The organism is Candidatus Leptovillus gracilis, assembly GCA_016716065.1.
Lineage (GTDB): Bacteria > Chloroflexota > Anaerolineae > Promineifilales > Promineifilaceae > Leptovillus > Leptovillus gracilis.
Window position 1 is genome coordinate 119667 of record JADJXA010000001.1, and the last position, 13928, is coordinate 133594.

Consider the following 13928-nt stretch of genomic DNA (forward strand, 5'->3'; position numbering starts at 1 on the left):
GCCTTTTATGGGCGGCATAAGCGATTACAAAATGGAGGAAATCTGTCATGACTCATTCAAGCAGTTCTGCGCGCCAATACTCACGCGCCAACGCCGAAAAATTTCGGCAAGAGCTTCACGATCTGCTGCGCATCCCCAGCATTAGCACCGATCCGGCCCATGCCGGCGACGTACGCCGCGCCGCCAATTGGCTGGCCGACCACATGCGCGGCCTCGGCCTGGACAACGTCGCCGTAATGGAAACAGAAGGCTACCCCGTCGCCTATGGCGAATGGCTGGGAGCCGGACCAGACAAGCCCACAGTCCTTGTCTACGGCCATTACGATGTGGTCCCAGCCGATATGGCCGACGGTTGGGAAACGCCCCCCTTTGAACCAGTGGAAAAAGACGGCAAAATCTACGCCCGTGGCGCAACCGACGACAAAGGGCAGTTGTTTATCCATGTCAAAGCGCTGGAGTCTTACCTGAAAACGGCCGGACACGCCCCGGTTAACGTCAAATTTCTTATCGAAGGTGAAGAAGAAGTCGCCTCGCCCAACCTGGTCCCCTTCATCAAAGATCATCTGGACATGCTGCTGGCCGATGTGTGCATCATCAGCGATACTTCGATGCGCTCAATCGAAGAACCGGCCATTTTGCACAGTCTGCGCGGCATGACCTACGTCGAAATCGAAGTCCAGGGGCCATCGGATGATTTGCACAGCGGCTTGTGGGGCGGCGCGGTCCACAACCCGGCCCTGGCGCTGGTGGAAATTTTGGGCAAACTCTACAACCCAGACAACACTATCGCCGTACCTGGCTTTTACGATGACGTGGTCCCGCTGACGGCCGAAGAACGGGCGATGATCGCCAAGACCGACCTGAGCGAAGAACAATATAAGCAGTCTACCGGGGTAACGGCCGTCTGGGGCGACGCCAACTACACCATCCGCGAACGCATCTCCGCCCGCCCCACGCTGGACATCAACGGCCTATGGAGCGGTTGGGCCGGCCCAGGCCCCAAAACCATCGTCCCCGCCAAAGCGGGGGCCAAGATCAGCTCTCGATTGGTCGGCAACCAGGACCCGCACAAAATCTTTGCGCAAATCAAAAGCTACATCGAGTCCATCGCCCCGCCCACCGTCCAGGTAGAAGTCAGACTAGTCACCACCGGTAAGGCGGCGCTGTTCCCCTTCGACATCCCAGAAATGGTGGCGGCTTCCCGCGCCTATGAAAAAGGGTGGGGGGCCACGCCCCTGTTCACCCGCGGCGGTGGCAGTATCCCCGTCGTCGCCGAAATTGCCGACCTGATGGGAATCCCGGTGGTGCTGATGGGCTATGGCCTGGACGACGACGGCCTGCACTCGCCCAACGAGCGCTTTAGCATCGAAATGTTCCATCGCGGCGTTGAGACGGCCATTGTGTATTTGGAAGAATTGGCGCAGTTAGATTAAAGGTCTTTTGGATCTCGTGGGGTATCGCTAAATGTAGGGGCGGGTCTTGTACCCGCCCAGTAGAGGGCGACCACAAGGATCGCCCTCTACATCTGGTGTCTACTCCGTAAAATCCTAAAGAACCAAAATTAACCCGGTTGGATTGGGTTGGGTTGACTTACATGCAGCCAACCTACCCAACCAACCAATTCCATGAAGAAAGGAACCACTTATATGAAAATCACCGCAAGAATCATTTTACTTTCCATTGCTTTGTTTCTGTTGGCCGCCTGTCAGCGGGCCACAGAGCCAGAGGCGAGCATCAATCTGGCCGGTACCAATTGGGTGCTCAGTTCACTAAATGGCAATTTGCCGCTGGCGGACACGGCCGTTACCCTGCAATTTGGCGCCGACGGTGCTGTGTCCGGTTCAGATGGCTGCAACCGTTTCAGCACCACCTTCACCCAAGACAGCGCCAACCTCACCATCAATCAACCGTCGGCGTCCACCATGATGCTTTGCCCTGAACCGGCAATGACCCAGGCGGCGGCGTATATGGCCGCGCTGGCCGCGACCACCAACTTCACGGCCGTTGGCAGCCAACTGAGTTTGCTCAACGGCGAACAGGTCCTGGCGACCTTTGTCGCGGGCACGCCATCTACAGACAACACCGAGGCCGCGCCGGAAGCCAGCAGCGACCTGGCCGGTACGAGTTGGACCCTCAGTTCGCTCAACGGCGCTCCGGCAATCACCGACACGGCCGTTACCCTCCAATTCGGCGCCGACGGCACATTGTCTGGCACAGACGGCTGCAACCAGTTCTCCACCACCTACACCCAGGATGGCGGCAATCTCACCATCAATCAGGCGGGGGCGTCCACCCTGATGGCCTGCCCGGAACCGATCATGGCTCAGGCGACAGCGTTCAGCGCTGCGCTGGCGGCCACGACCAGCTTCACCATGACCGACGCCGACCTGTCGCTGCAAGCCGGTGATCAGGTCTTGGCGATGTTTGTCGTTAACTCAAGCGATCTGGCCGATACTGCCTGGGAAGTAGTCTCTTACAATAACGGCCGTGAAGCCGTCGTCAGCCTGATTCTGGGCACGGAAATCTCTGCCAATTTTGGTCTAGAAGGCGACCTGACCGGCAGCGCTGGCTGCAACCAATACTTCACCAGCTTTGCCGCCGCCGATGGGCGCATTGAAATCGGCCCGGCCGGTTCATCGCGCCGCTTCTGCCCGGAACCACCCGGCATCATGGACCAGGAGCAAGAATTCCTGGCCGCTCTGGAGAGCGCCGCGACCTACAGCATTCAAGGCAACCTGCTGGAAATGCGCTCGGCAGCCGACCAGACGGCCGTTGTCATGACCCGTAAACAAATCGTGGAACTGCCCGACCCGGCCCCGGCTACCGCCAGCGGGCGCGTCACCTCGCCACAGGGTCTCAACATCCGTTCTGGCCCCGGCGTCAACTTCCCGGTCGTCGGCTTTGCGCGTTACAACGACGAGGGTGAGATTGTTGGCCGCAGCGCCGACGGCCGTTGGTGGGCTGCTTCTGTGCCCTCCGCGCCGGGCGGCGTCGGCTGGATATCGGCCGACTTTGTCATCGTCAACAACACAGACAACGTCCCCGTGATCGAGGTTGCGCCACCGGTCATCATTGTGCCCACGGCCGCGGCAACGCCCACCCCACCGCCGCCGCCAACCGCCACGCCCATCCCCGAAATCTCGTTTGGGGCCGACCGCACCAACATTGCCCAGGGCGAATGCACCACCCTCCGCTGGACTGTACAAAATATACAGGCCGTTTGGGTCTACCCGCTGGGCGAGCGGTTTGAAAACTTCCCGCGTACCGGCCAGGGCAGCGAACAAGTTTGCCCAACCATCACCACAACTTACGAGATGCGTGTCTTGCAGCGCGATGGGACTATCATCTTCCGCCAGGTAACTGTCAATGTCACCGGCTCGGTAACACCCAACCCACTAACTGGAACCCGTTGGGAAGTGGTCAATTTCAATAACGGCCGTGGTGGTCTGGTCTCCTTAATCGCCAACTCGCGCATCACATTAGAATTTGGCGCCGACGGCCGTCTGACTGGCAGCAGCGGTTGCAACACCTATTTTACAAACTATCAGGTAAACGGCGTCAACCTGACCATCGGCCAACCCAGCTCCTCCCAGTTGTTATGCGCCGAACCGGCCGGCGTGATGGAACAAGAAGTAGACTTCCTGAACAGCGCCCTGCCTTCTGTGACAACTTTCCTCATTGATGGCAGCAGACTGGAACTGCGCTCGGCCGGCAATCAAACGGCCGTGCTCGCCAACCGGTTACCCTAAAAACAAAGTTGGTTGGTTGGTTGGTTGGCAGCCAAATCCAACCAACCAACCAAGTCCGTTCTTAAACAAGGAGAAAATCATGAATGACGTTCCCGTACAAGTAATCGTCGCCGCGTTTAACGACCCAGAACAGGCCGGCCACCTGATGGCCGACATCAAATTGGGCAAGGTATTGGGGTTGGTCGGCATTATTGATGCGGCCGTTGTCGTCAAAGACGCCGAAGGCAAACTCAAAATTACCGACTCCAAGCGGCGCAGCACCAAAGGCTTCATCACCGGCGGCGTGATCGGCGGCGTTTTGGGCCTGTTGGCCGGGCCAGTGGGCTGGACAGCCCTGGGAACCGGGGCCGTTGGCGCCCTCATGGGCAAGATGCGCGGCGCGCCCTTAAAAGCAGAGATGCAAGACATCGGCTCCGCCCTCACGCCAAACAGTTCAGCCATCGTCGCTATCATCGAACACACCTGGGTCGCGGCCCTGGAAGAAGCCATGGCCGCCGAAGGCGCGCGCATCGTTCAAGACGCGCTGAAGGCGGACATTGCCGAGCAGTTGAACGCTGGCGGCAGCGTGCTGTACACTGCCGGGGCCGGCGGTGTCGCCCGTCTGGCCGAAACACCCGAGGGCGCGCAAATTAGCGGCCTGCTGGTTGATGACGAGGGCGTTTTCATTGGCGACGCGCAGTTCACGTTTGAGGAATCGGGCGAGGAACAGGCGGACGAACAAGAGTAAACCGCGCCCAGCGGCATGACGGATACTCGCCGCGACCGCATCTCAGTCCCGAAAGGCCGGTCGCCTGACCATGTCACCGAAGGCACGGCAGGTGACTGTCCACGGTAGTTCCGCAGGTTATTTCGTTTGCGATCCCTGGCCGCGCCAGAGAAAGCAGCAGCGGGCAGGTGTGGCAGTTCCACCTTGGAATGAATATCACAAGATGGCAAGAGTGAAATTGCCGAATTTGGTAAGGAAAATGGAGGAAAAATGAGCAAAGAGAATGCAGCCGCAGACGCCAAGCCAGGCCTGGCCCAGAAATTGTTGGACGGCATCGAAAAGGTGGGCAACAAAGTCCCCCACCCGGTACTGATGTTTTTATATCTGATCATCATCGTGATGGTCTTGTCCCACGTCCTTTATCTGCTAAACGTCAGCGTCACCGAAGAAATCGCTGTGCCGGTTTTGGCGCAGCCCGAAGACGTATATTATCTGGACTCCACCGAACCAAGCCTGCCAACACCGGCCGACGAATACGGCGCTGAATTCGAGATCAAACAGCAAACCATTGCGATACGCAGCCTCTTGTCAGTTGATGGGATCCGCTTCATTTTCACCTCCTTCGTGTCTAACTTTGCCAGTTTTAGCGTTGTCGCCGTCATTTTAGTGGCGATGGTCGGCGTGGGCGTGGCCGAAGAAGCCGGGTTAATGGGCGCGTTGATCCGCAAAATAGTCAAGGTGACGCCGCGCCAGCTGCTCACTTTCATCCTAATCCTTGTCGGCGTCTTGTCCAGTGTCGCCACCGACGCCGGTTATCTCATTCTTATCCCCCTGGGCGCTATCGCTTTTCTCAGCGTCGGCCGCCACCCGCTGGCCGGTATAGCCGCCGCGTTTGGTGGGGTTAGCGCCATCTTTGCCGTCAATATTCTCATCGCGCCGGTTGACGCGATGCTGACGGAGATCACCAACGAAGCCATTCTCCTGGCCGGTGGTCAACCAATCACGATTGTGGCTAACTTCTATTTCGGGGCCGTCTCCACAATCCTGCTGAGCATTGCCGTCGCTCTGGTGACTACCCGGATTGTTGAGCCACGTCTGGGTGTTTATCAGGCGACAGATACAACGCCGATTGAAGAAGTGCAAGATGAGGCCACCGCAGCCGCCGAAGCGCATGGCTTACGCTACGCGCTGTATGCTTTTTTAGCCATCCTCGCCGTCGTCCTGCTGCTGACGCTGCCCTCATGGGGGCCACTGCGCGACCCGGTTGACGGCGCGGTTATCGGCAATACGCCCTTTATGACCAGCCTGATCTTCATCATTACGCTGATGTTTCTTTTCGCCGGCATTGGTTACGGCCTGGGGGCCAAAACGATCACCAGCAGCGCCGATGTGATCAAAGGGGTCACCAAGACCTATGCCAGCCTATCTGGTCTTATTTTCATGCTGTTGATGATCAGCCAGTTCATCGCCTTTTTTAATTTCAGTAATATGCCCCAGGTTGTCGCCATCTGGATGGCCGACGCCCTGGAACAAGCCAATATTGGCGCGCTGCCGCTGCTCATCGGCTTTATTCTGGTGATCATGCTCCTCAACTTCATCATCCCTAACGTGATACCCAAATGGGCCATCTTCGCGCCTATTTTTATCCCGGTCTTCTTGCGGCTAGGAATTGCACCGCAAACGGTATTGGCCGCTTACCGTCTGGGCGATTCGCCGACCAACGTCATCACGCCGTTGATGGTCTATTTGCCCTTTGTCCTGACCATCGTGCAGCGGTATCAAAAAGATGCGGGTATCGGCACGGTCATCGCTTTGATGCTGCCCTACACATTGGTTATCTCCATTGTCTGGATTCTCCTTTTCGTGGTATGGTTTGTGTTGGGGATTCCGCTGGGACCTGGCTATCCGGTAAGTTTCTAAAGTAATGCTATGACACAAAAATCTACCACAACCGCCAACGACAATATAGGACAATACACTTCCTGGCTGCCGTTGGTGGTTATCCTTCTGGCGCAAATTCAGATGGCTTTCAATGTGAACGCCTTGCCGGTGTCTATTGGTCCCATTGTGGAAGAGTTGGAGACGTCGGCCACAAGTGTGGGCACAGCGCTGGTTTTTTACTCGCTGTTTGTGGCCGCTTTTGTGCTGGTGGGCGCGAAGTTGGGCAAGATATTTGGCGACCGGCTGGTTTTCCAGGTGACGGCGCTGGCGCATGGCGCGGCCATGGCTATCATGGCCCTCAGTCCCAATGCGGCGACGATGAATCTGGCACAGGCGCTGGCCGGGTTGGCGGCAGCGGCCCTGGTTCCCACACTGGTGGTGTTGATTGCCGCCAACTATAGAGACAAACAGCAGGCGCAGGCGTTGGGTATTCTGGCGGGCACGCCGGCTATCTCTGGCGCGTTGGCTTTTTTCATTGCCGGTTTGTTGGGCACGCTCTTAAGTTGGCGTTTCTCATTTGGCCTCTTAAGCGTCCTCTCGATCATTGTGTTTATCTTTAGCTTCCGGTTGAAGCCCATTCCCCGGCAGTCTGGGGTGAAGATTGATGCGGTTGGCGCCGTTTTGGCGGCTTTGGCGATTATGTTGATTTCGTTGGGGTTCAACAACTTGAACACCTGGGGGATCATCATGGCGAAAACGGCCGCGCCCTTTGCCCTCTTGGGGCTGTCGCCGGCGCCGTTTATGGTAATTGTGGGTGTGGTACTCGGCCAGGGCTTTTTTGCCTGGTCGCACCAGCGTGTGGTCAAAGAACAGACGCCCCTGCTGGCGTTGGAAGTGTTGGAATCGCCGGAGGAACGGTCTAACATCATGGCCTTGTTGGTCATTGGGGCGTTGGGGCCGGCGGTTAACTTTTTGATTCCCTTGTACATTCAGATTGTGCAGAACCGGACGTCGCTGCAAACGGCCGTTACCGTCATCCCCTACACCCTGGCCATTGCCGGCTCGGCCATGCTCATCGTGCGTCTGTTCGACCGCCTGACGCCGCGCCAGATCGCCACCATGGGCTTTGTCATTGTCGCCACGGGTTTGACAATGTTGGCGTATACCATCCGCAATGAATGGAACACGCCCATCGTCATCCTCAGTCTGATTATGGTCGGCATTGGCGAAGGTTCCCTGCTGACCTTGTTGTTCAACGTCATGGTGTCGGCTTCGCCCAAAGAGTTGGCCGGCGACGTTGGCGCGCTGCGCGGCGTTGCCAATAACCTGTCTACGGCGTTGGGTACTGCCTTCGCCGGCGTGGTCGCCGTCGGACTGCTGAGCGCCATGATCATGAGCAGTCTGGCCCAATCGAACATTCCGACTTCCCTGAAGGTGCAGGTGGACCTGGACAACGTCAACTTTGTCACCAACGACCAGTTGGAAACGGTGCTGGGAGAAACCAGCGCCGCGCCGGAGCAGGTGGCCGAGGCGGTGCGCATCAATGAAGAGGCACGGTTACGGGCGCTAAAGGCTTCTTTCCTGATCCTGGCTGGTATTTCGCTGCTGGCTTTGGTTCCGGCGCGCGGGCTGCCCCATTACGCCCCTGGTGAAGTGCCCAGCGGCGAGGCAGCCGGGCGGAAACGGCGGGGGAAGAAGAGGTAACGGCCGTGCGCCGGACTGGGAGACTGGGAGACTGGCCTGGTTTTTTGCTTGCGCAGCCGGTAAGAATGTTTGCTCGCAGACCTATTTTTTTAGTTTGTCCTGAGTGATTGATGAACGAGAACTCGTGATCATCAATCCTTTTCATACAATTGGATACACGCAAAGACATACCAAAAGGAGATTGACAATGAGTGATTTAATCGTCTTATCGTTTGACAACGAAGCCAGTGCCTTTCAGATGCGCGACAAACTGCTGGATATGCAAAAACAGCAGATCATCAGTCTGGCCGACGCCGCCATCGTCATCCGTGACAAAAACGGCAAACCCAAAGTGAAGCAGCTTCACAGCCTGGTGGGCGCCGGCGCGTTGGGTGGCGCATTCTGGGGCATGTTGATTGGGCTGCTCTTCTTTGCGCCCTGGCTGGGCATGGCCGCCGGCGCTTTGGGCGGCGCATTAAGCGGCAAATTCGCCGACGTTGGCGTAGACGACAACTTTATCAAAGAAGTTGGCGCGGCCATCGAACCAGGACATGCCGCTTTGTTTCTGCTGGTGTTAAAAGTCACCGCCGACAAGGTGCTGCCCGAACTCAGCTCTTTCAACGCCAAAGTGCTGCAAACCTCCCTCTCCGACGAGGCTGAAGCCAGACTGCGCGAAGCCTTTGGCGCAGATGAGATCGAAGGGTAGGCAAAGCCCGTTATAGAAGTTCAACTTCTCAGAAGAAGTTGAACTTCTAAGGGTTTGAGGCAAGGAGATGATCATGAGACGACGAGGAAGCAGCCTGGGTCGCAGTGCGGGAATCGGCCGCGGAACCCGACGCACTGTTCGGCGCGCCCAGCGGCGGCGTATTCGGATGCGGCGCAGACGTATCTTGCTGGCCGGGAGCATGGTGGCTATTGCCGTCGGTGCGACCGGTTCGGCGATTAAGATGAGCCAACAAGACGCCCAACGCATCGAACAACACACGGGTAAAAAGCCGGAAGACCTGACCGAAGATCAGTTGGAACAAGCGCTTAACGATCTGGAAATTGACACCGAAGAGTTGACCGATGCCGAGGTGGCGGCCATCGAATCGGCCGATGCTGAACCGCCAACCGCCGCCGCCGCGCCAACGGCTCCCGCTCCGATGGCCGCAGCGCCCGCAGCGGCCCCAGACTATATCACCGAGTTGAAGCGATTGGCTGAACTGCGCGATATGGGCATCATCACCGCCGACGACTTCGAGGCCAAGAAAAAGCAGTTGTTAGGGCTTTAGGGTCCGGTTATATATAGCTCCGAGGTCTGCGAGACCTCGGAGGCTGGTTTTCAGGTGCGGCGTACTGTTGCCAGTGCGTCGCATCTCTTTGTAACTATGTCTGCTAGAAGAACATCCCATTACCGGGCGAAACCGGGGGCAACGCCTAAAGAAAACTTCCTGGGACGCCTGCTCGACCCGATTGATTTGCTCTCGGAAGCAATTTTCAGCATTCTGATTGTCCTCACGTTTACCCTGGCTTTCAGAATCCTTAAACTGGACGACAATCTTAGCCCAATGGCTTCGGCTGACTTTAACAATGATCTGATCATAGCTGCCCTGGGGGCCACGGTGGCCTGGGGCCTCATAGACGGCATCATGTATGCGTTGATGTCGGTGTTTGAGCGCAGCGAACGACACCGCCTGCTGCAACAAATCCAGTCTGCGCCAACACAAGAGGAGGGCGTGGCGGTGATTGCTGATGAACTAGACTTTATTCTGGAGCCGATAACGAATGAAGACCAGCGGCAGATGCTTTATCTGGATATGCTAGAGCATTTGTATGACGGCCGTCCACAACCCGTCGGTTTACAAAGCGAAGATATTGCCGGGGCGTTGGGGTCTGTGCTGGTGGCCGTCCTGGCGGTGCTGCCCTCATTGATCCCGTTTGTGCTGCTGCCCAATCAACCCGATCTGTCCATCCGCCTGTCGAATATCGTGTCGTTCCTCGTTCTGTTTGCCATTGGCTATAGTTGGGGCAAACACGCTGGCACAAACCCATGGCGAACGGGTCTGGCGCTGGCAGCCATCGCCCTGGCCATGGTCCTGATCGCCATCCCTCTGGGCGGATAGCTGCAAAATCACCCTTACCATTCGAGAAAAAGAACATGAGACAACGCTTGCAACAATTTTTGTTCCCTATTGTGCTGCTGCTGTTGGCGGCCTGCGCCGCGCCAACCGGTGCGCCAACGGCCGTACCCTCAACCGAACCGACCATCACGCCAACGGCCGTGCCCTCCATTGAACCAACCAGCGCCCCAACGGCCGTGCCCCCAACCACAACGGCCGTCAACAACTATTCCACCGCGGTGGAATACAACCTCGGCGAAACAACCATCGTCCAACAACGCTTCCCTGAAGACAGCCGCTTCCGCAACATGCCGGTACGACTGAACGGCCTCATCGCCGTCCCGGCCGGCGACGATGGCCCCTATCCCATCGTCGTCATCCTGCATGGAACCCATCCCGGCTGCCCGGTTGACGAGACGGATGTAGACCGCTGGCCCTGCGCCCCCGAAGATGAGCGCGCCAATTACCGGGGCTTTGCTTACCTGGTCAGTCACCTGGCGCAGCAAGGCTACGTGGGACTCTCCCTCAACATCAACGGCGAGAATACCTTCGGTTTTGGCGAACCGGACGCGGGCGAACGGCTGCAACAGATCGTGGATTTGCACCTGAGCGCTCTGGCACAAGCAGCGGCCGGTGGTCCAAATGAATTTGGCGTCCCGCTAGAGGGCCGCGCCGACCCCGGTCGTATGGTCCTGATCGGGCACTCGCGCGGCGGCGAAGGCGCTTTCTGGTTGGCCACCGAGCAGGGATGGGCCGCCCCCGATGCTTTTGACCGCCTGGGGTATGGACCGGTAGATGGTCTGCTGCTGCTCGCCCCGGCTGTCGTCTTCCACATGCCGGAGGCGTCGCCGGTGCCGCTGTCGGTGATTTTGCCGGCCTGCGATGGGGACGTGGTGGGGCAAGATGGGCAGTTGTTCTACGACGTGACGCGCCTGGCGCTGGGGCAAAATACCTGGGCCACCTCCGTCTGGTTAGAGCAAGCCAATCACAACTATTTCAACGAAACGTTGGCCGATGACGCCATGGGACGATGGGAAAGGCCAGACTGCGAACCGATTTTAACAGCGGCGGTGCAGCGCGACTGGTTGAACCGGTATACGACTGAGTTCCTGACGGCCGTTTTCGGCCAGAATCAGACCACGCGGGTAGATTTGCTGGCCCGCCTGGGCATGGACGTTACGGCGCCAGCAGTGACGGCCGTCACCGGGCTGCCGGCCCTTGTATCCGCCCTGTCGCCCGCCGACAACCGGCAAACGCTGCTGCTGCCGGCGGCGGCAGAGGAACTAACCACCCACCTGCTTGGTGGCGCTGTTGCCGCAGATGGGCTAGACACCCATTTCTGCCCGCAAGGCTTTTACAGTTCCGTTTCGCTGCCGGGCAGTGAACCGTGCCGCCGCAATTACGTCACCGTCCCCGGCCAGCCAGGCCATGTGGTGCTGAGTTGGGAAACAGCCGGCGCGGCGCTGCGCTTCGCCGTGCCGGCCGGGAATGGGGACTTGAGCGGTTACACGGCTCTGAGTTTACGCACGGCCGTTGACCCCGCCTCGCCGCTGAACCCGGCTGACGCGCCACAGGCTTTCAGCGTGCGCTTAACAGACAACAGCGGGGCCAGCGCCAGCGTAGCCACGCGCCCAGATGAACCGGCGCTGCGCTTCCCGCCCGGCGTCATGGTGGATGTCGCGGTGCAAGGAACAAACCAGACGTTCTCCGGCCTCGTGCCCCTGACCACCCTCCGCCTGCCGCTGAACGGCTTCGCCGGGGTAGACCTGAGCCAGATCCGCGAGATTGCCCTGGTGTTCGACCAAACGCCCAGCGGCGCGCTGTTCATGGCGGATGTAGAAGTGGTACGGCCGTCTAACGAGTAGTAATGTTCAGTACAATGCAAACCATGACTCTACCCAACTGGCTGCAAACCGTCCACCACGATGGTTCCGGCCGCTACGTCTCGACCCCGATTCCCCGGATCAACGAGCAAATCAGGCTGCGCCTGCGCGTGGGACAAGACGCGCCGCTGCGCCGCGTTTTCTTGCGCACCTTTCCCGATGGCGAACAAGCCCTGGGGCCCATGCTTCGCCGCGAAACCGAACTGCCATCTGTCTGGTGGGAAATCAGCACACCGGTGAATCAGCCCTATTTTCATTATCGCTTTGTGCTGGAGGCCGACGACGGCGTGTGGTTTTACACGGCCGTTGGCCCCACCGCCCACATCCCCTTAGACGCCACCGACTTCTGCCTGTTGGCCGATTATGAAACGCCTGGGTGGTTGGATACGGCCGTGTTCTACCAAATCTTCCCCGACCGCTTCCACAACGCCGACCCGGCCACCAACCCCCGGCCCGACGAGTACGAATTTAACGGCCGTCGCCCCCAGACCTACCCCTGGGGCGAACCACCGCCGCCCGACCAGCTTTTCCCACTGGTGTTTTATGGTGGTGATCTGCCCGGCATCAGTGACAAACTGGATTATTTGCAAGATTTGGGCGTTAACGCCCTGTATCTGACGCCGGTCTTCACCGCCCATTCCAACCACAAATACGACGTAGCCGACTACGCCCATGTTGACCCGCATTTCGGCGGCGATGCAGCGCTGGCTGCCCTACGCCAGGCGCTAAACGCCCGCGCCATGCGCTACATTCTGGACGTGGTCCCCAACCACTGCGGCTACTGGCATCCCTGGTTCCAGACCGCTCGCGCCAATCCCGCCGCCCCGGAAGCGGAATTTTTTACCTTCACCAACCATCCCGATGAATATGCTTCCTGGCTGGGGGTGTGGATATTGCCCAAGCTGAATTACCGCAGCGCGGAACTGCGCCGCCGGATGTATGAGGGAGAGACGGCCGTTTTCCGCCGCTGGCTGCGCCCACCCTTTGCCGCCGATGGCTGGCGCGTAGACGTCGCCAACATGCTCGGCCGGCAGGGCGAGACGCAAATCGGCCAGGAAGTGGTACAGGGCATCCGCCGCGCCGTCAAAGAAACCCGCCCAGATGCCTATTTGATGGGCGAAAACTTCTTCGACGCTACCACCACGCTGCAAGGCGACCAGTGGGACGGCGTGATGAACTACACCGGGTTGGCAACGCCTCTGCTGGCCTGGCTGACCGACTACAAACAAGGGGCGCATGGCCTGGCCGAATCTATCACTTCGCCCACGCCCTGGCCGACGGCCGCGTTGGCCGCTACCTGGCAGCATTATCTGGCCCACATTCCCTGGGTAATCGCCCGACAGCAGTTCAACGTCCTCAACAGCCACGATACGCCGCGCTTACGCACGCAGTTACAGGGCAATGTGGCGCTGCACCGGCTGGCGGTAATGGCGCAGTTCACCTTCCCCGGCGTGCCCTGCGTCTATTACGGCGACGAAATCGGCATGGCCGACACGCCAGAATTGGCTTCACGCGGCTGCATGGTGTGGGATGAGGCGGCCTGGGACCACGAGATGCGCGCTTTTTACCAGGAGCTGATGCGGCTGCGGCGCGAATCGGCCGCGCTGCAAAACGGCGGCTTCCAGATTTTGGCAGTGGAGGATGATTTGTTGGCGTATCAGCGAGAGGGGGTGAACGGCCGTTTCCTCATCATCCTCCAGCGCAGCCAGAGGCCACGACCGGCCGGCGGGCTGCCCATCGCCCACGGTGGCCTGGACAACGGCGCGTCGTTCATCGAACACTTTACCGGGCAGGCGGCTGTGGTGGCCGACGGACATCTCATGCTTGATGCGCTGCCCCAGGGCGCAACCCTGTGGCGCTGCGGCGACATTTGACGCCTTTTTCATTTGTCAATTAGGCAATTGTCTACTATCATCCTCTCATT

10 protein-coding genes are annotated in these 13928 nt (G+C 58.8%); all 10 read left to right on the forward strand.

The annotated features are described in order from the left end of the window. The first annotated feature begins 47 nt into the window (after positions 1–47). Positions 48–1433, forward strand: a complete 1386-nt coding sequence (locus IPM39_00540) for a dipeptidase (GenBank protein ID MBK8984563.1) — start codon at positions 48–50, stop codon at positions 1431–1433. A gap of 213 nt (positions 1434–1646) precedes the next feature. Then, the gene (locus IPM39_00545; protein ID MBK8984564.1) at positions 1647–3749 is read left to right on the forward strand and encodes an META domain-containing protein; all 2103 of its coding nucleotides are present in this window, start codon (positions 1647–1649) and stop codon (positions 3747–3749) included. A gap of 79 nt (positions 3750–3828) precedes the next feature. Continuing rightward, positions 3829–4476 carry a DUF1269 domain-containing protein gene (locus IPM39_00550; GenBank protein MBK8984565.1) on the forward strand — a complete coding sequence of 216 codons (648 nt, stop codon included), beginning with the start codon at positions 3829–3831 and terminating at the stop codon, positions 4474–4476. Between the two features lie 249 nt (positions 4477–4725). Continuing rightward, on the forward strand, positions 4726–6375 hold the full coding sequence (locus IPM39_00555; GenBank protein ID MBK8984566.1) for an AbgT family transporter: 1650 nt from the start codon (positions 4726–4728) through the stop codon (positions 6373–6375). Positions 6376–6384: 9 nt separating this feature from the next. Beyond that, positions 6385–8040, forward strand: a complete 1656-nt coding sequence (locus tag IPM39_00560; protein ID MBK8984567.1) for an MFS transporter — start codon at positions 6385–6387, stop codon at positions 8038–8040. Positions 8041–8227: 187 nt separating this feature from the next. After that, the gene (locus tag IPM39_00565; GenBank protein MBK8984568.1) at positions 8228–8725 is read left to right on the forward strand and encodes a DUF1269 domain-containing protein; all 498 of its coding nucleotides are present in this window, start codon (positions 8228–8230) and stop codon (positions 8723–8725) included. A 67-nt stretch (positions 8726–8792) separates the two neighbouring features. Beyond that, complete coding sequence (locus tag IPM39_00570; protein ID MBK8984569.1) at positions 8793–9293, forward strand: SHOCT domain-containing protein; 501 nt, start codon at positions 8793–8795, stop codon at positions 9291–9293. A 96-nt stretch (positions 9294–9389) separates the two neighbouring features. Beyond that, positions 9390–10124, forward strand: coding sequence for a hypothetical protein (locus tag IPM39_00575; GenBank protein MBK8984570.1), 735 nt, complete (start codon positions 9390–9392; stop codon positions 10122–10124). Between the two features lie 35 nt (positions 10125–10159). Further along, positions 10160–11986: a hypothetical protein gene (locus IPM39_00580; GenBank protein ID MBK8984571.1), complete on the forward strand. Its 1827-nt coding sequence runs from the start codon at positions 10160–10162 to the stop codon at positions 11984–11986. A 23-nt stretch (positions 11987–12009) separates the two neighbouring features. Further along, on the forward strand, positions 12010–13878 hold the full coding sequence (locus tag IPM39_00585) for a maltodextrin glucosidase (GenBank protein ID MBK8984572.1): 1869 nt from the start codon (positions 12010–12012) through the stop codon (positions 13876–13878). Positions 13879–13928 lie beyond the last annotated feature (50 nt).